The following is a 21,152-nucleotide window of genomic DNA, read 5'->3' as shown; positions in this document are numbered from 1 at the left end:
CGATACTAAATTATCAAAGGGGTTGTTAATATTAGTGTTAACATGTAGTTTCAAAATTTAATATTGAATATATTAGGTAATATTAAATCATAGATTAAATGAGTTAAACCAAAAACAACCCCACCGAATAATGCACCTACTATACAACCATTAAGACGAATGCCATGTAGCTCATTTCCAGCTTTTTGTTTTATAAAATCATTTAAAGATTCATCATCCATGTTATTTAAAACTTGTTTCACTATTTGACCTACATTTTGATACTTCGATTCAATAAATTTAAATATAGCTTCTTTAAATAATTGGTCTATATTCTTCTTATTAACATTGTCATTTTTTATTCCAATCCAGCAAATATCTAACTGATTTTTTATCACAGTGATAATAGCTATAATATCCTGTTTCTCTAATATGTTTGTTTCGATATTATTACAGGCATCTATTGGGTACGTATCTAAATATATCTCGTTTTGAGTTATAACTTTTATCACATCTTTTATTATTAAATTTAAAAACTCTTCCAGAGAAATTTCCTTGATTAACATCATTTTTAATCCTTCAATATCACCTTTAACCCCATCATCTGTAATAACTTTTTCAAATAATAGTTTGATTTGGTTTATTAATTCAAGTCGTACTATATCCTCTTCATTTTTCAAATTTAAAAGAAGTTTATTACTTTGCTTTAAGATTGATTTTGTAATATCTGATGTATTTATTGCATTAACAGATTTTAAAAGCCCAATTATTTTTTCCATAACAAGACTATTGGCATCTTTTTTCAAAATACTATTCACAAATTTTTCTAATATTTGCCCTGTACTATAACGATTTATATATTCAATTACACCATCTAATGTTATATTAAATATTTTTTTAAATTCTTCACTTTCAATGCTAAATGACACACCTTTATATATATAGGGTGATATATCTATTGTTTCAATTTTTTGTTTCAAATGTCTCTCCAAATAATTAGCAAATTGTAATGTATCTAAACTATTTAGTTTTTCGATTAAATACTCTACTAATTTTTCAAACAAATCACTTCTCGCACTAACACTCTTATCAACAAAACCAAATAATCTATCGACTATGCTAATTTCCTCAATTTTACTCTTCAACACTTTTTCACTTAACAATTCATTTTGTACCATATTAGCTACAGCATCTACTATACTTTTTCTATTCTTAGATATTATAGCAGTATGTGATGCAATTATAGGAATCTTCCTAACCAAAAATGGCTCTTCAAATAATGCAGTTATAGCAAACCAATCCGCAATAGCACCAACTAGCGCTGCTTCAATTACAAAACTTAATAACTCAATTACTTGATTAGTATTATTCTCATAACTAAATTTTACAAAGGTGATTATAATAACTAATGTTATTAAAACACCAACTGACCAATCCGCAATCCTTTTATTCCTCATCTCTATACTCCCATACTATACTTGATAATAAATATAATAATGCCAACTATACCACCTACAAGAGATCCATTAATCCGTATTAACTGTAAGTCATTCCCGACATTTGATTCTATTAATTCAATAAGCATAACATCTGTGTATTTACTAAGATTTTCTTTAACTATCTTATCAACATTTTTATGTTTATCATCAATTAATTTATATAATATATCTTTAAGAAAAACATCTATTTTTCTTTGATTATCCGTGTTTTCTTCTAGATCACTTAGACCTCTTTTTAACATAATAAAAGGCACATTATATATATCGTCTACTTCTAGTATTTTATTAGCTGTATTTTCAAAAAACATTTCAAAATGTTCTACTACTTTAATATTTTTTAAGAAATCCAATTTCCAATTTTCTACTTTAACCTTAAATTCACTATCATTTTTAAATTCTTGAAGCTTTTCGTATAACCATAACTTAATTGCCAATCTATCTTTATTATCATTTTTTTTCATATTAGTTAGATAATTTTTAATTTTATATTGAATTCCAATCGCTAAATTGCTATTATTCCCCTTGAATTTATCAATGACTTTTTTCCTCATGCTTTCACCTTCATAAGCTGAACGCACATCGAATATAAACCTTACAAGTATATTTTTAAAATTATCTGTTTGAGAAATCAATATTAATTCATCTATAATAAAATTATAAACGCTCTCCTCATACTCAGTTCCTAATGAAATTTCTATAATTGAACTAAGCAATTTATGTAAATCTATAGTTTTAATAACTTTTAGTGTTAAATTAGAAACACTTTTCCCAACCTCTTTATTATCTATTTTATGTATATTATCTTCTATCATTAATTCAAGAATCGTTTTTATGCTTTCAATTTCAGTATTATTCTTTGCTAATTCAATGACAAGTTTAGAAGTGTCATATTTACTAATTAATTTCTTTAAGGTTTCTTTAGATAATAATTCTTCACTAACCATATTAGACAAGCCATCAAAAATTTTCTGTTTGTTCTTAGGTATTGTTTTTTTTAGCAGTTTGTTAATACCCCACCAATCAGCAAATCCACCTATCATAGACGCACAAGCCCCACTATACACAAGTCCACCAATAAAACTTTTGTGAAACGGATAGCTTATAATATAAATACTAGAAGCTAAAATTAAAATTAATGTTGCCTTATACCGATTCATCTTAATATACCTACTTTCTTTATATGTTTTAATTTACACGTTTTTGTTACCTTATATAGTTTAGAATAACATCCTTTATGAAAAAAGACAATTCTATCAACATTATATATTATTTAGTTATTCTTAATACTAAGTTAATCTCTCTAGTAATAAATAACTAATTAAATAAAATCAATTATAAAGTTAATTTTATTTATATATTTAATGAACATTATTGAATATGTCAATTTTTCTATTGATTATTTAATATTCATATACTATAATAAAAATATAGAGAAAGAGAGGGTGATTATGAGTTACAAAGTTATAAGCAAATGTCCTATATGCAGTGCAAAATTAAAAGTTGTTAAACTTAGATGTAATAAATGCGGTACAGTCATTGAAAATGACTTTGAATTTTCTAAGTTTGAATACTTAGAAGAAGAACACCTTAATTTTATGGAAGTTTTCTTAAAGTGTAGGGGTAATATTAAAGATGTTGAAAAAGAACTTGGTATCTCCTATCCTACTGTTAGAGCTAAGCTAGATGATGTTGTAGCAGCACTTGGTTACACACAAGTAAAAAAGGCTGTTGTCAACAGCAATGAAGTACTTGATATGCTTGAAAAAGGTGACATATCAGCGCAGCAAGCTGTGGATATGTTGAAAAATAATTAAAATCAGTAAGTGTATCTCACACCACACTAGATATAATAGAAAGGATGGGTTATTAAATGAAAGAAGAAGTTAAAAGAATTTTAAAAATGGTTGAAGAGGGTAAAATTGATATAGATAAGGCTAGTGAACTAATTGATGCTATTAAAAATACTGCTATGGAGGTACCTTATGCTTCATCAAAAAATCAAAACCTAGACAAGATGCTAAAAGTTAGAGTATTTTCATCTACAAAAGATACCGTAAATGTTAATGTGCCAGTTAAATTTCTAAAAGCTATAGGAAACGCAGTTAATAACATTAAGATACCCGGCGTATCAGATGAAAATGGAATAGATGTACAGATGATTATGGAAGCTATCGACTCTGGCCTTGAAGGAAAGATAGTGGATGTGAAAAGCAGTAATGGAGACATAGTCGAAGTCTCTATAGAATAATACTTTACTATAGGGTTAACATTTTGTTGTTTAAGTTGCCCCATGTATTAATGAAAGGGAGATTATATGTTGATGATATATATGAAACTCAGCGGAAGAAGTTTTAAAATACCTGCCCCAATAGGCCTTATAAAAGCAGCCCTTAGCTTTGGAGGTTTTGGGGTATCAATAGCCAGAAGATATATCCCTGAGGACAAAAGACAATATGTTGATTGTGTTGACTTCAGGGAGCTTAGAAAAAGCTTTGACGTGTTAAAAAATTATAAAGGCCTAAAAATGGTAGATGTAAAGACTGAGGATGGTACAGAGGTAATCGTAGTTATATAAATTTTATATAAACAGTAACTTATATTAAAAAAGATAGGTTACTTCTTATTTTTCTTTACTTAATTTAATATTTGTGTCGTTTCCAATTAAGATACGTATTATATACTAAGTAAAGCTAAGGAGAGATGGTATGCCTATTAATGAAACAAAGCATAACCCTGAAGATTGGTGTAAAGAAATAAAAGATTGTGAAGATCAGTATGATGATGAAAAAAAAGATGATGATAAACACGATGACATGGCTAAGTGGGACAACGAAGAAGAACATGATATCACAGATAAATGTGAATTCCAAAAGGGCAATGACGATAAATATGATTTCAAAGATAATGTTGACTTTGAAATAGAATATGATGATAAACATAATGTTAAAGAGAAATTCGACTCTGAAAAAAAGCATGATGATAAACATGCTGTTAAAGAGAACTTTGACTCCGAAAAGAAGCATGATGATAAACATGCTGTTAAAGAGAACTTTGACTCCGAAAAGAAGCATGATGATAAAAATGATGTTAAAGAGAAATTTGACTATGAAAAAAAAACAATCTCACACCCATGAGTTTGAAGGCAGCACTAAAATAGCTGAATTAGTGGAAGATCCACATAATCATAGATTTGCTGGAGTATCGGGCCCTTCAATATCAGTTAAAGGTGGACATATTCATAAAATCAAATCAAGAACAGACTATTATGATCACTTACATTATATTGAGACAACCTCAGGCCTACAGATAAATGTTGGCGATGGCAAACATGTCCATTTTGTAAAGACCACTACATCCATAAACGATTACCATTCGCATGAATTAATATTTGCTACGCTTATAGAATCGCCAATATTTGAAGAAGAAAAATAGAATAGATTTAGATGTAAGTTGATTCTGGAATTAAACCGGTACTTATAGAAAGGGTACTAAAAAGGTACCCTTTCTATAAGTATTTTTTTGTATTATTTTAGTAAATTTCATTAATAAACTATTGACTTTGTCAAATATTCTCATTATAATTATTAGAAATAATAAACTAAGATAGTGTTTACATTACATTATTAAGTAGGGAGATTTCTAATGAAAAATAAGATTAAAATTATCAGTTCAATGTTTATCTTTGGTAGCATAGGAATCTTTGTAAAGAATATAAATTTACCATCAATAGAGATTGCTTTCCTGAGAGCTTTAATAGGTAGCTTATTTTTACTTTGTGCTGGCTTTATGATGAAACATAAACTATCTATTAAATTGATAAAGGAAAACATACTAATTCTCACTTTGTCTGGTGTTGCTTTAGGTCTTAACTGGATTCTTCTATTTCAAGCATACAAGTATACCACTGTCTCAAACTCAACTTTAAGCTACTACTTTGCACCTATATTTGTGATAATGCTAGCACCTGTAATTCTTAAAGAAAAGCTAACTCTAATAAAAATTTTATGTGTTATTGTTGCAATGTCAGGACTATTCTTAATAGTTAGTGTGGGAGGAGATAACATAACAGACTCTTCAAATCATCTACTTGGAATAACATACGGACTTTGCGCAGCAGTATTATATGCTAGTATAATTTTAATGAATAAGTTTATTAAAGATTTATCTGGCTTTGAATCAACACTTATTCAACTAGCTATAGCAACATTAGTACTTTTACCAATCATTATTTATAGGGGTAATATCCATGTCAGTAAAATAAGCTCTGTTGCTTGGATTTTTATATTAATAGTAGGTGTCCTTCACACCGGGATTTCTTACCTAATGTATTTCTCTTCAATACAAGAACTTAAGGGACAATCCATAGCTATTTTAAGCTATATCGACCCAATATCCGCAGTAATTTTAGCTTCAATATTTTTAGGAGAAACTATAACCTTGATTAAAATAATTGGGGGAGTCCTCATTCTAGGCTCTACATTTTTAAGTGAGATTCTAGAAACTAAATCTATGCATTCTCCAGTTGAATTGTAATGAGTAATATTCCCACTAAAAAACAAACAAATAAACAAAAACAAGTCTAACATTTTAAATGTAGGACTTGTTTTTATTTACCTTTGATTTATAAATATTACTTCTTTACAGTTCTTACAAACTAAAATCAAAGTATCATCATCACACCTTTTAAATTCATAATTTTCAATATCCTTATCGGTTTTTATATCTTCAACATTACCACATTTACAAAGTAATTTCATTTTGTTCCTCCCACTAAGCTGCATGCTCAAATCATTATACCATATAATGTAAACTATTACTTTAATTTCAACAAATTAATTAAAAAAGTATATATTACTGTACTACATCAAACCCGTATATTCTATCTACTATCTTACTATTAGAATTATACCTTATAAGTCTGTACGACATATACAAATCACCTGTAGCACCTAATAAATTGAGCAAGAATATTATACCTCCTAACCAAATAGGCAACAACACTGTTAAAATAGATATTATAGTTAATGGCGCTAGAAGAATGATTAGAAATTTAGTCCGATTTATTGGTAATTCAGATATTTCTTGGGTATATGCATAAATCCCTTTAAATCCATACTTAACTGTTCCTCCAAATACTCTATATGATAAACCATGAATACTCTCATGTACAATTGAAATTGGAATCATAAGAAGCAATACATAAATAAAAAAATTAATGATTAAGCTTTCAGTTGGATAAAAAATAAACGGTTTTAAGAAGAAATTCTCTATTATAATATCTGCAGTCTGCCCCATAATCTTTACTGTTAAATAAGCTATTATAGTACATATTACATGTGTTTTCCACGTAATTTTAAAAGACATGTCCATCACCTCATTTAGAAGTATTGACATGTCTTTGGGTTATTAAACTTATTTTAGATTTTCATGATATTTTTTTTACATATAATAATCATTTATCAACAACCCACGCACTTGTAGTTGTGCCAGAACCAGACTGATTACTATTTAGTATCTCTAAAGGTGTATCTTTAATTACAGGTGCTAAATAACTTAATTTTATATTACCTTGTATATCTACAGTTTTAGTTATACAACTTCCTTGAAACATATATAATGAGGCGCCTCCGGCGCCTCCACCAGTTGAAAAATTACCGCTCGGCAAATATATATTAGCGTTAAGATTACAACTATTTAGGTTAACACTTTGATTTCCATCCCCAATTATATATATTTTAGTTGTAGTGTCGTTATGATTCTTCATTCCAAAATATTGATTATCTACTGTAATGGATGAATTACCTGATAGATAGATATATACATTATATTGTTTTTCAGTTCCCGTTCCAGTTAATACTTCAACATTAAGTTGTTTATCAAATTTAAAATTACTATCAATAAGTAAATTAATATTCTTTTTTGTAGCATCAATAGTAAGCGTAGAATGCCAAGGTATTACGTCTAATAAAGCTGAAGATAGCTTACCACTTTCCGTTATTGTATAACTATTGGGTGTTACTGTATTTAATGTTACTGGATTATACATCTGTGGATTTTGAGTTCTTGTTGGTACTGCAATGATTGGCAATATAGAACTACTTATATCTACAGGGTTATTACTTGAATAACTACTTAAGTCTACAGGGGTATAAGTTATTGTGTGCTCTACTGTTGAAGAAACAAATGTATTTAGTGTTGTCTTTGATGGTATCGTCTCCGTACCCCTATACTTTAGTGTCCCCGAAATTTTATTACCACCACCAGCAAATGTCACATTTCCACCTATAATAGCGTTATTCTTAATATTACCACCACTAGTCATGCTTAAATTACCATCTGCTTGAGCATTTCCTTTAATGTTTGGACCACCGCCAAATGTTAAATTACCTTTAACTAGAGCATTACCATTTACTGTACCATCAATAAAATTAAAATTTCCATAACTTATAATTCCATCGGTAGTTGCACTTCCTCCATTCATTATTACATTTCCAAAGGATACAATTTTGTTACTAACTGAACCCCCTCCAGTCACCGTTATATTTCCAGAACATACAATTCCTTTTGTAACTGAATTACCACCATCTAATATTAAATTACCTGTAGACATAAGTTTACCTTTTATTGCACTTCCGTTGGACATATTTAAATTACCCTTTACAAAAACATCACCTTTTGCTTCCCCCAAATTAAATTTACCACTTTGAACTTCGCCATTAATAAACAACAAATTAGCTGTAGGTATTATTCCTACAGGTGTTTCCGGTGTTGATATAACCTGAGTAATAGGTACTCTTATAGTCCTAGAATTTTTAGTACTTGAGGCCGTTGACTCAATAGTATACCTCCCCAAAGTTTGAATATAACTATTAGTTGATGCAGAATATAACCCATTTTGAAATATTACATTGCAAGTTATGGTCCCGTCGTCAGATTTAACACCTCCAAAATTCACCAATCCAACAGTTGAGTTTGCTTGAGCTAAACCAAGTTCAATACCAGATTCAGCCATCATATTTATTCTATTAATATTGTCACTTATAATTTCTGTCTTATGAGTGCTGACACTAACTGTCATTAGTGAAGTACCGATTACCATTAATAAAAGCACCACTACTAGCGTTAATATGAGCACTGATCCTTTTTTCTTTTTCATTATATTACCTCCAATCCCTCCTTGACATACTAGTAGTGAATGTTTTAATAGAGCTTCCATTTACTATTTCTACATAAATTGCATAAACATCATCATTAGGATATAATCGAGTCACAGTAACCTTATTTACCTTTGAAGCAATTAGAGAATACTTTGAACTGTCTACATATTTATATAATTTATTATCATTTATAGCATATCTATAAGGAGTTGCCCCCCCATAAGGAGAAATCTTAACTATTTCTTCAGCATCTTTCATAACTCCTGAAAAAGGTGTTAATATAAGATTAGGATCATTTACTGTTGAAGCAAGTCTTATACTTTCACTTATGCTATTAAGGCATAAGCTTCCTGAATTTTGAGCATCATTAGTTTCCATTTCAGTTTTATATATTTTGGTTTGAATATCAAAGATCTGAAATATAATTGTAAACACAATTCCCATTATTGCTATTACTGCAATTAATTCTACTAAAGTAAACCCTTTCTTTTTAAAGTTTTTCTTCATAGGATTACCTACTTTCATAAATATCTCTTACCGATTCACCTCGGGCACCTTTATCTATTCTCCACACCCTTACAGAAATATTATATGTATTTACTCCATACGCACTTTTTTTATTGATTTTTATAAGTGCTCCAAACAACTGATTACCTATAGGTAACGGATAAGTAGTTGGATTACCCTCCTTTGTTGTAATTTTTGCACCAATAACAATATAGGCTTTATACCAGTCATTAAAATCAACCATATTGTTAAAATATACAAATATGAATGTTGGAGATTCTGTGGAGTCAACTGTTTTATAAACGGTCTCGGTACTTCCTCTAAAAGTTTCGATTATAGCCTGTGCATACCCAGCCGTACTCTGCTTTACATCATTCATCTGGCGCGTAGTAGTTGATGCAAAAAACGCCATGGAAATAGCTACCATAGCCATGGCGAATATAGCTAAGGAAGCAATTAACTCAACCAAAGTAAAACCTTTTTTCATCACACATCATCCTTTTAAATAAAATACTATTGGACTAAATTACATCACTTAAACAAATCGGTTTTCCCCGCATTATCATCTTTAATATTATAGCTTGGCTTATTTTTATTAGTTCCTTCAGTAGAGTAGTAGTTCAAAACAATACTTGATTGTAGCTCTTTTCCTTGTTCCTGAGTTGATAGTATACTTATATTTACTACCTCTGCTAATCTACTATCCCCTTCTATGTTATTAATGAAATTTAAAGTAGATAAATAATCTCCACCAATTGAAACAGTTACCGGTACAAACATTAATCGAGGCTTTGAACTTTCAATAGAGATATCTAATTCTTTGGTATTAGTAGTTGTATTTGAGGTTGCAGTTGAAGTATTATTAGTACTACTTATAGCTGAATAATTTGCGCTTTGGCCAAAGGCAACAGAAACTATACTTATATTATTTTGTGTTGCAAATGTATTTATGCTATAAGATATCTCAGGATTTCTTTCATTTTCAGGAAGTGCTTTCATAGCTTCATCATATTTTATTTTAAGCCCTTCTACCTTTTTAGTATTAGTGACATTTGAAACTTTCAGTTTTTCAATAGAATTATACTCTATCTTTTTATCACTTATACTTTGATTTACAATCTTTATTTTTTGACTTATTGGTTTTAGAAAAAGGTTATAATATGGATACAAAATTATTAAAATAGCCCCTACTATAACCAAAAGTTTCTCTCTCTTACTTAAATTATTCAATAAAATCACCTCAAAGTTCTAAATATTTCTACTCATTTATCTGAATAGTAAATGTATATCCTTTTACCTTACTATCTGTTTGATTACCAGTGTTATTAATGTTTTGAATTTTAGCTAATGGATATTCAGTTGACATTTGCAGATTTGCAGCAAAAGCACTAATGGAATTATAGTTTGTTGAATTTCCTATTATTGTTATTGTTCCTTTTACATAAGTAATGCCTGTAAGTGATATAGTACTAGGAATATACTTTTCAAAATTTTCAATTTTATTTGTTACTTTTACAGTTTGTTTTGTTAATGCATCTACTTCATTATTTCGCAGATTATAGTTTTTAATATCTAATAAAAGTTTTTTGTTTTCTAACACAATTTTAGAATTATTAGAAATTTTAGTATTAAGGTTATCTTCGTCTGAATTCAGCTTATTTAAATAAAGCTTTGGAACATAGACAATTGCAAAAAGTATTGCGAGAACTATAATTCCCGAGGAAATATAGTTTGTGTTTCTTAATTTCTTTATTCTTTTAGCCTTTAGTTCATAAGGTATTAAATTTAATTCAGACATAAGCTACTCCCTCCTAAGTAAAAGACCTAGAGTGCCGATAAAATGTTTTATATTGCAATCAGTAGAAATCATAGTCTTAACTCCGATGCCCTTTACATCATCTAATAAATATACCGGGCAGTTAAAATAGTTACTAACGTACTCACATAAGCCATTAATATCGCATCCTCCACCAATTAAGTATATACTGTCTAAATTACTCTTGCTTTTACCTATTGTAAAGAAGGTAATTATTTTTTCGAGAGATGATAAAACATTATTAAAAAGAGATGTTACTCTATTTTGAAGTTCGTTATCATTTTCATTTCCCATAAAACTAAATTTCTCTTTCAAATATTCAAACGCACTGTCGTGCTCGATGTTTTCTTTTTTAATAATTTCCTTAAGCATATTATTTACGCCGAAGGGGATCTCTCTTTCAATAAAAAGTTTTCCTTTATCTAATATTATTACATTTGTATTATTACTGCCTAAATTAATAACTGCAATGCTTTCTAGTGAGGTGTGTTTTTTAGAAACATCTTTAAATACCCTACGTGCACAGTTAGAATTAATATCTATAGCAACAATTTCTAAATTTAACATTTGAGAAAGTTTAACTAATTGATCGATTTTCTCTTTAGGTACTGCCGATACTAAAAGTTTTAATGATTTTTTTTCTAAAGTGTCTATTTTCTCTATAATTTCATAATCGATACTGTATTCAATTATGTCCTTTGGAAGATACTGATTCATTTCCCATTCAAGCGAAGTTTTTATACCTTTATCATCAATTATTGGAACTTCTGTATGTCTTGATATAACATCTTGTCCATGAATAACAAAGCCAATCTGCTTTGTTCTTACATTATTCTTTTTCAAAAATATTTGGAGTAAATTCATAATTTGTTCAAGATCCACTATTTTATCATCTTCAATGCAACCCTTTGGAGTTTTTATAACTTCAAATAACTTAACTTGCTTTTTATTCCCTACCATAATTTTAATATTGCTAGAACCTAAGTCTATAGCAATTTTATCTTTTTCAAACATTTGATTCACCTCATGTTTCGTAATAAAGTTTAATTTAAAAGTAAGCTTAATCAAGATATTAAACAGTCTTGATTAAGCTGAAAATATTGTTATCCTTATGGAGTCGTTGCAAATCCAGTTGTAGCATTAATAACTATAGCGTCTTTGCCGGCAACTGCAATCTTCTTTAACATTGATAATTTTGTTGTTGTATCAAATTCACTAGGTCTTTTGTCTATAACTGCCCCAGCTGCAGACCCTACTAGTAGATTCAATCCAGTTGCAGGTGTTGATGTGCTACTAAAATCGGCGTCCTCTGCAATTTGTGCAGTTTCATGATCAGCATTGTATGCCGCTGCTGCATTTACAATGATTTTAGCATCAACTATAGCCTTACTTTTTTTCGCACTATCAGAATAACCTGCAATCTTTGGCACCAATATAGCACCCAGTATAGCAAGTATAGCTATAACTGCAATAAGCTCGATAAGTGTAAATCCTTTTTTCTTCTTTTTAATTATTATTTCATTCATTTTATAATTCCTCCTCTATTTTGTATTACAATATATATATTTATCAAAGCATTTGCTTTGGTAATTATTAAATTTAACCGCCTGCGGCATCATACATACCAAAGATAGGTAATATAATGGATACTACTATGAATCCAACCACCATAGTTAATCCTATTATTATTAGCGGTTCTATTAAAGAAGTCATTTGTGCTGTAGCATTGGATACCTCATCATCATAAAAATCAGCAGTTTTACTTAATACTTCATCCATATTACCGGATTCTTCACCTATTTTAATCATTTGAGTAAGCATAAGTGGGAAAATCTCTCTAGCGGCTAGTGCATCACCAAGGCCTGTCCCCTTTTTAACTTCTTCCTTAACTGATGAAAGTATGTCACTGATAGTCCTACTATTAAGGACTTTGGCGCAGGTCTCTATACTTTCAATCATTGGTACTCCACTAGATAATAGTATTCCAAATGTTCTAGCAAATCTAGCTGTTACAACTTTTAAATATAGCTTACCAAATACAGGCATTTTCATAGTGTATTTATCATTTTTCAATTCCCTTTTACCCTTACTTCCAAAAATTTTAGATGCTATAACTACGAATAATATAAATAGAATTATAGCTACTAGATTCCCTCTAAAAAAATCACTAATTCCCATAACAATTTTAGTTGGAAGAGGAACATCTCCTCCTGCATCTGTAATCATCTTAGTAAAGGTAGGTACCACGAAAGTTACAAGTCCGGTTACAACCACCATAGCAAAAATAACAATAACCTTAGGATATGTTGTTGCCTGACTTATTTTTTGTTGCTGTTTGTGCTCATTCTCATAATACTTAGCCAAGGTGTCTAAAATAGTGTCCAAATTTCCGCTAGTTTCTCCGACCTCAACCATGTTTACTAACATATCTGGAATATCTTTATGCTCTCTAAGTGACATTGATAAAGTTTTTCCTTTTTGAATCTCTTCGCCAACTGAAAATAAGATTTTTTTAAGTTTTGGATTTTCTGACTGTTCTTTAACTATATCTACAGCTTTAACTATACTAATTCCCGCAGAAACTATAACGGAAAATTGTCTACAAAATATTGATATATCCTTAGTACTAACTACTTTAAGAGAGCTCAAGTCCACATTTAATGACTGCTTGTACTCTTTTATTTTAACTGGATAATAACTTTTATCTCTAATCATCATCACTACTGCTTTTTCGTCTGAGGCTTCCATTTTACCTTTTAATAAAACACCTTGAACGTTTTTTGCTTCATATACAAAAACTGGCACTTGAGCACCTCCTTCTCTATATTATATATAATATATCCTAACTATCTTTTGAAAAAGCTATTTTTATTAGTTCCTCTATGGTAGTTTCACCACTATAAACTAAATGTTCACAAGATTTTTTAAGAGTTTTCATTCCATTTCTAATGCTCATATCTTTAACTTCATCTATGCTTTTATTAAGTAGTATACTTTCTCTTATCTCTCTTGTAATTTCCATAATTTCATAAACACCAACTCTGCCAGAAAAACCACTATTATTACAATAAGTACAACCACTACCCTTATAAACTTTTAGAGGCACATCAGCTTCAATACCTAATATTGTTTTTTCGTAATTACTGGCTTCATAGGAAGTTTTACAATGTTTACATATTTTTCTAACAAGTCTTTGTGAAATAATTCCACTTACAGATGATGCCACAAGGTATGGTTCTACTCCCATTTCTGAAAGTCTTACAACCGCTGATGCAGCATCATTGGTATGTATGGTACTCAAAACCAAATGTCCTGTAATTGCAGAACTAATAGCTATTTCTGCCGTTTCACTATCCCTGATTTCTCCTATCATTATTATATCTGGATCTTGCCTTAAAATTGATCTAAGTCCAGATGCAAAAGTTAACCCTGCCTTAATGTTTACATTTACTTGATTTATACCATCCATTAGGTATTCTACTGGATCTTCTACAGTTATAATATTAGTATTTTCCTTATTCAAATCACTTAAAATAGTATATAAAGTAGTGGACTTACCACTTCCTGTAGGACCCGTTACTAAAATAATTCCATAAGGGCTTTTAATTATCCCCTCTAACTTCTGTAAGTCGTCATCACCTAACCCTAGTTGCTCCTTAGATTTTAGAAAGTTCTCTCTATCAAGAACCCTAATAACTACTTTTTCTCCATAAACTGTTGGAAGTATAGATACACGAAGGTCATAATCTTTTTCATCTATATTCATTAGTATTCTACCATCTTGAGGGATTCTCTTCTCTGCTATATTCATGTTGCCAAGTATTTTTATTCTTGTAACTAATGCAGCCAGTGTTTCCTTAGCTGATTTTAAAACCTCGTGAAGTTCACCATCAATCCTATATCTAACCCTAATATATTTTTCAAATGGTTCTATATGAATGTCACTAGCTCTGCTTTTCACTGCATTTTTAACTAAAGAATCTACAAGCCTTACTGCAGGAGCATTTTTAATGTTTTCTAAGCTATCAACTTCCTCTTCGCTAAGACCCTTTGCCCCACTTTTAATTTGAGATTTTACTAGTTCATTTGCGGTCTTTTGAACATATTGCGAGGAATAATATCTATCTATAGCCTTTTTAATAGCTGAATGAGTTGTAATTAAGGGTTCTACCTCATAACCTGATGAAATAGTTACATCATCGATCGCAAACACATTTAATGGGTCTGACATTACTACTTTAATTTTATTATCTTCTATATCTATAGGTATCAAATTATATCTTATAGCCAGAGACTCAGATATGGATTTTACTGCCTCCATATTAACAACAACTTGCTCTAAGTCTACCCTCATAATTCCTAGTTGTATTTCAAGAACATCTATTATTTCATCCTCGGTTAATATATTATCTTCTATAAGTTGTTCTCCAAGTCTTTTTCCAGATATCCTTTGTTTTTTCAAAACTGATTGCAATTGTTCTTCAGTTATTTTTTTGATTTGAACAAGAATATCTCCCAATCTTTGTTTGTTTTGAAGACTCATATTGCTCACTCCTAACCTGTTTCGACTATTACTTAATTTCCCATTAACACCTCGTAAAATAATGTATAATATTGATTATATATTATTTATTAATCCTATGCAATGATAGTATTATAAATTGTAAACTTTTTTTAAATTTTGTCATAATATGCTCTCCAATTCTATATAAGTGAGCTATACCCTAGTTTTACAATCACTATCACAATAGTTTAAATTAATACGAATTCTTTATATTAGTAATATTTTATTGCAGTAAATTTTAATTTCAATAAAAATCAGATTCAAATTTAGATCTTATTTAAGTAGCACTCTTCGTAAATAAATACATTCATTAATTTATCAATAAACTCCAACTTTACTCATTCTATATATTTCTATAATTACAATAATTAAAATATATTTTACATACTTTACAAGTTAATTTATCTGTTAATTAACATAATTCTACCTACTTTATTAAATTCCTCTTTAATATATAAATAAATACTCTTTTATTTATATATTTTGTCTAATTAATCATTATTATAGATACCCACCTAGCATTCTATATAATAATAAAAAAAATTCGTGCAATTAATTAACTGCACAAACTTGATTTCTCCCACCATTCTTTGCCTTGTATAGTCTTAAATCTGCAACATTAAATAACTCATTAAAATATTTTGCAGCACAAGTTAAATTATCAGTGATTCCAATACTGACTGTAATTGGAATATGCTTTCCATCTTTAAGTATATTTAAATTTCTTATTGTCTTCATAATTTGTTCAGCTTTCTTTTCTCCGTTTTCTAGTGTTATACCTTCTAAAATGATAACAAATTCATCTCCACCAAAACGAGCAAATATGTCATTTTCTCTAAGAATACTTGAACAAGCTTTGCTTACTTGTTTTATAACTTCATCTCCAAAGAGATGACCATGTTGGTCATTAATTGATTTGAAGCCATCTAAATCAAATACTATGCATATTATACTTTCATTATTTTCACATGCTAGCTTTAGTAATTTATTCGTATTTATTTCCATATAATTGCGATTATATATACCAGTTAAATAATCAGTATTAACTTTCTTTTCCATGGATGCCATACTATGTTTTATTTGAAGTTTTAGGGCCACTAACTCTATTTCACTTTTACTAATTTCACTTAAGAGTAATATGTATTCCTTTTGAATCTTATAAGCTAAATTTATATCTCCCATGGACTCGCATAGCTTTGATCTCTCCATTTGTATATCCTTTAGTAAATAAACATCATTGTAGCTTTCTACTAATACCTTTGCGTTAGAAAACGATTCGAATGCTTTGCTATATAACTTTTGTTTGCTATACCAATGAGCTTGCACATCGTAACAATGAGCTTTTTCTCTTATATATGAATCTAAAATCGGATCATTTATCATCTCATCTATTAATAATTTTGATTCTTTAAAGTTTTTTAAGCCTATATATGCTTTCACAATGTTTAACTTAACTCTCAATACCAAAATTGGAGTTAATGGCACATGCAGATTTGCCATTTGAATACCCAAAATGCCCATTTCTATTGCTTGCTTATACTCCTTTTGAATTATACAAATATGACTATAATTGCTATAACCATTACTAACTATATTGTATTTGTTTAAATTTTTTCCTAACTCTATGCTTTTTTCAAGAATATTCTTTGCCTTCTCTATATCTTTGGTATGATCATAGAGTAAAAATAAAGAATTGTATGACAGTAATTTTTCTTCATTATCGCCATATTTATCACAAATTTCTTTGTGACTCTCGATACTGTTAAATGCTGCTTCAATATCCCCAATACAATAGTACGAAGCCACAAGATTCATGTACGCAACTAAAAGAGATTTGTAATCTTTCAATTTATTTCCTAACTCAATTAGAACATAACAATTCTCAATAGTTTCTTTGTATTTCCCCTCAGCTCTAAGTTTTTTAATCTTTCGTTGAAGTAACTCTTCCTCTGCCATGTGTATCTTCCACTCCCGCTCTTAATTTTTTAAAAAATAATAATAAAAAATTCCAGATCATATACTCTAACAAGATCTTAGTAATATATTTGCATTTTAACCATTGTGTAATCTAACTCTATTAAAAAAACATGCAATTAAAATACTTAAATAATTTCGATTTTATTAAAAAACAATATATGTAAAAGATAGCCAACAAATACCTATATAATATCAATAAACTATAAAAAAGTACACGCTTTCTAATTAAACAAGATAAATATCAAAAACCAATACTACTAAAAAATCCTGAATCATCACATCAAAGGACAATTCAGGATTTATACTTAACAACTCTATTTTTAAAAACTAAGTATGTTTACAGATTAAACAAATAAAACCTTAAGTCAATTCACGTAATTTCATCTGTAACTCTTCGTAACTAATTATTCCAAGTTCATATTGTTTTTTAACATTCCTTATAGCTTGAAAGTTATTTCTTTTTTTAGTATATTGTTTAAGTTTTTCATCGTAGTCATCTTCTGATATAATATCCATTTCCTTAGCCTTATCAAGATTCTCCTTTTGATGTTTAAACTCATTCTCAAACCTTTCTTTTTCCTGTGTAATTCCTTGCTCCTTAATTTTCTTCTCTAACGCAATTAATTGTGTCTCAAATTCATTTTTCTTTTCAAGTTTAGGCTCCATAATTTTAAGTAAATCTTTAATATCAATTCCTGGCATCTCATCACTTTCTGAAACATACTCAACATATTTTTTCCCTATCAGGCTATATGTTGCATCAAGCTCGACATTAATTTCTGTAAGTTCTGTCTTTATAAGATTTATCTTAGTATTATCTTGGGATGAAATAACTACTGTGCTAAAAGCATTTGTTGCAGCCTTACTTAAAGATTCTATTGTTGCATTCATTAACTCATCAATAAATCCCAACTTTACTCCTCCTCTTATATTTATATAATTACTTTAATAACAACAAAACAATATCCCCTTACAATTAATATAGTTAATAATAAGATTTTTGTGCAATTAAGTTATCCTTAAATATTTGTACAGAAAGTAAATTCTATTGTTTATTTTTATAACGGAAAGAAATCTTTATTTAATATATCTTTAATTTCCTTATTATCCGAGATCATAAGTTCGAACACATCAGTGTTTCTCTTTATAATGGATGATACATTTTCATAAATTTGCTTTTCTATATATAATTCTGCCGAATTGTCTCCCTCAATCAAGCTATATATGTATTCTAGAGTTTTATCTAAAAATATATTTATATCTTTAAGTAAATTAGTATCTTTGGTTTTATAACTCTCTAAGCAAAAGGATACAGATTCTCTTATTAGTGAAACATTTCCACTACTTATAGTATCTCCATTTTCTAGAATTAATAAATTTAATTCTATTTTTTTTAATTTGAGTAATATATCATCGCTAAATGAAAGCATACGACTTAAATATTCTTTTTCTTTTTTTTCACTAGCAGGGATACATTTAATTAAACTTTCAGCTAACTTATTTTTAAAATATATATTAATTACTACACCTGCTGTTAAATATACCGTATTAATTATTGAACCTAATAAAAACTTTCCCATAATCGAAGAAACAACTGTTATAAGGCATCCGATAATAAAAAAACTTAGAATATTATTAATTCTACGGGTAATTTTAGATATTCCATTAATCATAGGGTTAGTAGTTTTTTCTACAATATTTGGTCTTAAAACCTCAATAAATTCCTTTATTTTTTTTATTTCTAGCCTATTCATATTCTTTGTATTTTGAAGTCTTCCTTGTTCATCTAAAGATCTTTGTGCCTCATTCTTTTTCTCGTTTTTAATTTCTAGTTTTTCATCTAATTCCCTTTGCGCCTCTTTTTTTCTCAAATTTTCAAAGTGCTCAAGTTCCACTTTTTTAACTTTTTTATATTCAATAACTTCCTCTTTAGTCATTTTAAAATATTGTTCCTCTGTGACAAACAAAGCTGTAGGATATGTTGTTAGTTTACTCGAATCATCAAATATAGTGTAAACTGCTTCTCCTCTGTCTTCATGGATTTTAAAAACTGAATATACTTCACCTTCCACTAAACTATCTATATTTAAAATACCTGTATATATTACATCCTTTATAGATTGTAATAGCCTACTCGTTGGATAAAAAATTTGATCAGGTACAACTATCTCCACCCCGCCTCTTTCATTAATAACCCTATAGCAAGGTAATACCTTGAAATCATATTCATATGTACGTTCAGTTGTAGTATCAAGTACAATATATTCTTTATCTCTTATAAATTCAGCCTTTTCTGTACGGCATGTTTTCAATTCCAAATATTCTCTTTTCATTATTGCATCCTCCTCTAAAAAGAATAACAAACTTAATTCCCCAACATTTATAGTATATTAATTCAACATAAACCTTTTTTTTCCTTCAATATTTATAAAAATAAAGTTCTGGGTTTACCCAAAACTCTATCGATTAAACTTAGCTAATAATTATCTACATTTCTTTATTATACTTACTCATAAAATATATATTTGAAAATACAACAAACAAATATACAATAACAATGCCCAAAAATAACTGTCCACTCTACCTGCATTAGCGCAAACGCTAACATAAATGCACCAAATAGCATCACCATAAAATCATAAGCTTTAGCTTTGCTTTATTAGTTATTGTTATATTTCTCTCATCATTTTCATCAATTTCTTTTTGTTTTGCTACCTGGGGGGCTTTTCTCATACAATTATCGTATTATTTATAATATTTGAATTAGTACAATTGATACTTACTTAAAATCCCTCATTTTTGAGGTTTGATACAATCTCTACATATTTTTCTATTACATCAAAACCTTTATAATCCTCTCTTCTTAAATCTATAATATCTCCATGAGAGATTCCACGCCTGTGATTATTTTTAAGCACGCCCTTAAACTCTCCCCATTTAGCAGAATTAATAGAAACTAAACCATCATTTTCACCTTCCGTTAACTTCACTAAAATATAAGGAATTTTCACTATATAATCACTAAACATATTTTTTACTACTGTTGCATAACTTTGATAATACACTCCATCTACATTTTTCACTTCTTCATTAAATTTTTTACTATGATAAGTTGAAAACTGTCTACTTGCAGTGTAGAAATCAGGATTTTTATCACCCAAAACCCTAAAATATTTATCAGATACTCTTGCAATAGCCTTATAAAGCTTATCTGGCATTTTACTGACAATATCAACAAACTTACATCCTCTATGAGGTGATGACACCATTGTTAATGATGCAACGTAGTCCCCCATATCTAACTTACTAATCATATAACGTGCATCAAGTCCTCCTTTTGAATGTGCTATAATGTTTACCCTTTCACATCCTGTCGATTTAACAATATCAAGAATTTTATCCTTAATATCCTGTGCATTACATTCCACCGTTCCCCAAGCCACCTGATTTCCATAATAAACTGTTGCTCCATTACGAATCAATTCCTTAGGTAATAAATATAGAGAAAGGAGGGTTTAGCACCCTCCTTTCTCTATACTATATAGCCGATTGCACAATTCTGCAATCATTGAATTGCCTAACTTTTAAGCCGTTAGGCTTTTATATTTTCCTCCACTGTGAGAGAATAAATGTAACGACACAAAATATTATCC

22 protein-coding genes and 1 pseudogene are annotated in these 21,152 nt (G+C 29.2%); 6 read left to right on the top strand and 17 right to left on the bottom strand.

The genetic code is table 11. The annotated features are described in order from the left end of the window. Positions 1-50 precede the first annotated feature (50 nt). Both KPL55_RS01710 and KPL55_RS01705 read right to left on the bottom strand, forming a co-directional pair. Entirely contained in the window at positions 51-1,436 is a 1,386-nt protein-coding gene (locus KPL55_RS01710; RefSeq protein WP_216304984.1) for a DUF445 domain-containing protein, read from the bottom strand. 2 nt (positions 1,437-1,438) lie between these two features. Next, positions 1,439-2,635, bottom strand: a complete 1,197-nt coding sequence (locus tag KPL55_RS01705) for a DUF445 domain-containing protein (RefSeq protein ID WP_216304983.1) — start codon at positions 2,633-2,635, stop codon at positions 1,439-1,441. A 291-nt stretch (positions 2,636-2,926) separates the two neighbouring features. Between KPL55_RS01705 and KPL55_RS01700 the strand changes: the two genes are divergently transcribed. The 6 genes from KPL55_RS01700 to KPL55_RS01675 all read left to right on the top strand — a co-directional run bounded on the left by KPL55_RS01700 (position 2,927) and on the right by KPL55_RS01675 (position 6,011). Further along, positions 2,927-3,292, top strand: coding sequence for a DUF2089 domain-containing protein (locus tag KPL55_RS01700; RefSeq protein ID WP_216304982.1), 366 nt, complete (start codon positions 2,927-2,929; stop codon positions 3,290-3,292). 56 nt (positions 3,293-3,348) lie between these two features. Further along, on the top strand, positions 3,349-3,726 hold the full coding sequence (locus tag KPL55_RS01695; RefSeq protein ID WP_216304981.1) for an SHOCT-like domain-containing protein: 378 nt from the start codon (positions 3,349-3,351) through the stop codon (positions 3,724-3,726). Between the two features lie 72 nt (positions 3,727-3,798). Then, positions 3,799-4,053: a hypothetical protein gene (locus KPL55_RS01690; protein ID WP_216304980.1), complete on the top strand. Its 255-nt coding sequence runs from the start codon at positions 3,799-3,801 to the stop codon at positions 4,051-4,053. Positions 4,054-4,183: 130 nt separating this feature from the next. Beyond that, positions 4,184-4,612 (top strand): hypothetical protein, encoded by a 429-nt coding sequence (locus tag KPL55_RS01685; protein WP_216304979.1) that lies wholly within the window; start codon positions 4,184-4,186, stop codon positions 4,610-4,612. Continuing rightward, positions 4,584-4,910 (top strand): YmaF family protein, encoded by a 327-nt coding sequence (locus KPL55_RS01680; protein ID WP_216304978.1) that lies wholly within the window; start codon positions 4,584-4,586, stop codon positions 4,908-4,910. The genes KPL55_RS01685 and KPL55_RS01680 overlap by 29 nt, the downstream gene beginning before the upstream one ends. Positions 4,911-5,120: 210 nt before the next feature. Next, the gene (locus KPL55_RS01675; protein ID WP_216304977.1) at positions 5,121-6,011 is read left to right on the top strand and encodes a DMT family transporter; all 891 of its coding nucleotides are present in this window, start codon (positions 5,121-5,123) and stop codon (positions 6,009-6,011) included. Positions 6,012-6,088: 77 nt separating this feature from the next. Here the strand turns inward: KPL55_RS01675 and KPL55_RS01670 are convergent, their stop codons facing one another. From KPL55_RS01670 to KPL55_RS01600, 15 genes and pseudogenes are all read right to left on the bottom strand, one after another. Next, positions 6,089-6,235 carry a hypothetical protein gene (locus KPL55_RS01670; RefSeq protein WP_216304976.1) on the bottom strand — a complete coding sequence of 49 codons (147 nt, stop codon included), beginning with the start codon at positions 6,233-6,235 and terminating at the stop codon, positions 6,089-6,091. 94 nt (positions 6,236-6,329) lie between these two features. After that, positions 6,330-6,842 carry a DUF3267 domain-containing protein gene (locus KPL55_RS01665; protein ID WP_216304975.1) on the bottom strand — a complete coding sequence of 171 codons (513 nt, stop codon included), beginning with the start codon at positions 6,840-6,842 and terminating at the stop codon, positions 6,330-6,332. Positions 6,843-6,930: 88 nt separating this feature from the next. Beyond that, positions 6,931-8,634: a bactofilin family protein gene (locus KPL55_RS01660; RefSeq protein WP_216304974.1), complete on the bottom strand. Its 1,704-nt coding sequence runs from the start codon at positions 8,632-8,634 to the stop codon at positions 6,931-6,933. 4 nt (positions 8,635-8,638) lie between these two features. After that, complete coding sequence (locus KPL55_RS01655; protein WP_216304973.1) at positions 8,639-9,160, bottom strand: PilW family protein; 522 nt, start codon at positions 9,158-9,160, stop codon at positions 8,639-8,641. After that, the gene (locus KPL55_RS01650) at positions 9,147-9,629 is read right to left on the bottom strand and encodes a type II secretion system protein (protein ID WP_216304972.1); all 483 of its coding nucleotides are present in this window, start codon (positions 9,627-9,629) and stop codon (positions 9,147-9,149) included. Before KPL55_RS01650 ends, KPL55_RS01655 begins: the two co-directional genes overlap by 14 nt. A 44-nt stretch (positions 9,630-9,673) precedes the next feature. Next, entirely contained in the window at positions 9,674-10,372 is a 699-nt protein-coding gene (locus KPL55_RS01645; protein ID WP_216304971.1) for a hypothetical protein, read from the bottom strand. A gap of 28 nt (positions 10,373-10,400) precedes the next feature. Next, the gene (locus KPL55_RS01640) at positions 10,401-10,940 is read right to left on the bottom strand and encodes a PilN domain-containing protein (protein ID WP_216304970.1); all 540 of its coding nucleotides are present in this window, start codon (positions 10,938-10,940) and stop codon (positions 10,401-10,403) included. A 3-nt stretch (positions 10,941-10,943) separates the two neighbouring features. Then, positions 10,944-11,972 carry a type IV pilus assembly protein PilM gene (gene pilM, locus KPL55_RS01635; RefSeq protein WP_216304969.1) on the bottom strand — a complete coding sequence of 343 codons (1,029 nt, stop codon included), beginning with the start codon at positions 11,970-11,972 and terminating at the stop codon, positions 10,944-10,946. A gap of 95 nt (positions 11,973-12,067) precedes the next feature. After that, complete coding sequence (locus tag KPL55_RS01630) at positions 12,068-12,484, bottom strand: type II secretion system protein (protein ID WP_216304968.1); 417 nt, start codon at positions 12,482-12,484, stop codon at positions 12,068-12,070. Positions 12,485-12,557: 73 nt separating this feature from the next. Beyond that, a complete protein-coding gene (locus tag KPL55_RS01625) occupies positions 12,558-13,763 on the bottom strand; it encodes a type II secretion system F family protein (RefSeq protein ID WP_216304967.1) in 1,206 nt (401 codons plus the stop codon). Between the two features lie 37 nt (positions 13,764-13,800). Beyond that, positions 13,801-15,501: a GspE/PulE family protein gene (locus KPL55_RS01620; protein WP_216304966.1), complete on the bottom strand. Its 1,701-nt coding sequence runs from the start codon at positions 15,499-15,501 to the stop codon at positions 13,801-13,803. 573 nt (positions 15,502-16,074) lie between these two features. Further along, complete coding sequence (locus KPL55_RS01615; protein WP_216304965.1) at positions 16,075-17,478, bottom strand: GGDEF domain-containing protein; 1,404 nt, start codon at positions 17,476-17,478, stop codon at positions 16,075-16,077. Positions 17,479-17,859: 381 nt separating this feature from the next. Then, positions 17,860-18,411, bottom strand: coding sequence for a hypothetical protein (locus KPL55_RS01610; RefSeq protein ID WP_216304964.1), 552 nt, complete (start codon positions 18,409-18,411; stop codon positions 17,860-17,862). Between the two features lie 146 nt (positions 18,412-18,557). Further along, complete coding sequence (locus tag KPL55_RS01605) at positions 18,558-19,832, bottom strand: hypothetical protein (protein WP_216304963.1); 1,275 nt, start codon at positions 19,830-19,832, stop codon at positions 18,558-18,560. A gap of 450 nt (positions 19,833-20,282) precedes the next feature. Beyond that, a pseudogene (locus tag KPL55_RS01600) lies at positions 20,283-20,993 on the bottom strand (esterase/lipase family protein); the annotation flags it as partial. Positions 20,994-21,152 lie beyond the last annotated feature (159 nt).

Source organism: Clostridium lacusfryxellense, assembly GCF_018861735.1.
Lineage (GTDB): Bacteria > Bacillota > Clostridia > Clostridiales > Clostridiaceae > Clostridium_AD > Clostridium_AD lacusfryxellense.
This window is presented reverse-complemented; position numbering and strand designations above follow the sequence as displayed.

What these genes read in the sequence shown, in the direction of transcription:
- KPL55_RS01710 (WP_216304984.1), bottom strand. Translation starts at nt 1,436, where the DNA reads ATGAGGAATAAAAGGATTGCGGATTGGTCAGTTGGTGTTTTAATAACA.
- KPL55_RS01705 (WP_216304983.1), bottom strand. Translation starts at nt 2,635, where the DNA reads ATGAATCGGTATAAGGCAACATTAATTTTAATTTTAGCTTCTAGTATT.
- KPL55_RS01700 (WP_216304982.1), top strand. Translation starts at nt 2,927, where the DNA reads ATGAGTTACAAAGTTATAAGCAAATGTCCTATATGCAGTGCAAAATTA.
- KPL55_RS01695 (WP_216304981.1), top strand. Translation starts at nt 3,349, where the DNA reads ATGAAAGAAGAAGTTAAAAGAATTTTAAAAATGGTTGAAGAGGGTAAA.
- KPL55_RS01690 (WP_216304980.1), top strand. Translation starts at nt 3,799, where the DNA reads ATGATATATATGAAACTCAGCGGAAGAAGTTTTAAAATACCTGCCCCA.
- KPL55_RS01685 (WP_216304979.1), top strand. Translation starts at nt 4,184, where the DNA reads ATGCCTATTAATGAAACAAAGCATAACCCTGAAGATTGGTGTAAAGAA.
- KPL55_RS01680 (WP_216304978.1), top strand. Translation starts at nt 4,584, where the DNA reads ATGAAAAAAAAACAATCTCACACCCATGAGTTTGAAGGCAGCACTAAA.
- KPL55_RS01675 (WP_216304977.1), top strand. Translation starts at nt 5,121, where the DNA reads ATGAAAAATAAGATTAAAATTATCAGTTCAATGTTTATCTTTGGTAGC.
- KPL55_RS01670 (WP_216304976.1), bottom strand. Translation starts at nt 6,235, where the DNA reads ATGAAATTACTTTGTAAATGTGGTAATGTTGAAGATATAAAAACCGAT.
- KPL55_RS01665 (WP_216304975.1), bottom strand. Translation starts at nt 6,842, where the DNA reads ATGTCTTTTAAAATTACGTGGAAAACACATGTAATATGTACTATAATA.
- KPL55_RS01660 (WP_216304974.1), bottom strand. Translation starts at nt 8,634, where the DNA reads ATGAAAAAGAAAAAAGGATCAGTGCTCATATTAACGCTAGTAGTGGTG.
- KPL55_RS01655 (WP_216304973.1), bottom strand. Translation starts at nt 9,160, where the DNA reads ATGAAAGTAGGTAATCCTATGAAGAAAAACTTTAAAAAGAAAGGGTTT.
- KPL55_RS01650 (WP_216304972.1), bottom strand. Translation starts at nt 9,629, where the DNA reads ATGAAAAAAGGTTTTACTTTGGTTGAGTTAATTGCTTCCTTAGCTATA.
- KPL55_RS01640 (WP_216304970.1), bottom strand. Translation starts at nt 10,940, where the DNA reads ATGTCTGAATTAAATTTAATACCTTATGAACTAAAGGCTAAAAGAATA.
- pilM (WP_216304969.1), bottom strand. Translation starts at nt 11,972, where the DNA reads ATGTTTGAAAAAGATAAAATTGCTATAGACTTAGGTTCTAGCAATATT.
- KPL55_RS01630 (WP_216304968.1), bottom strand. Translation starts at nt 12,484, where the DNA reads ATGAATGAAATAATAATTAAAAAGAAGAAAAAAGGATTTACACTTATC.
- KPL55_RS01620 (WP_216304966.1), bottom strand. Translation starts at nt 15,501, where the DNA reads ATGAGTCTTCAAAACAAACAAAGATTGGGAGATATTCTTGTTCAAATC.
- KPL55_RS01615 (WP_216304965.1), bottom strand. Translation starts at nt 17,478, where the DNA reads ATGGCAGAGGAAGAGTTACTTCAACGAAAGATTAAAAAACTTAGAGCT.
- KPL55_RS01605 (WP_216304963.1), bottom strand. Translation starts at nt 19,832, where the DNA reads ATGAAAAGAGAATATTTGGAATTGAAAACATGCCGTACAGAAAAGGCT.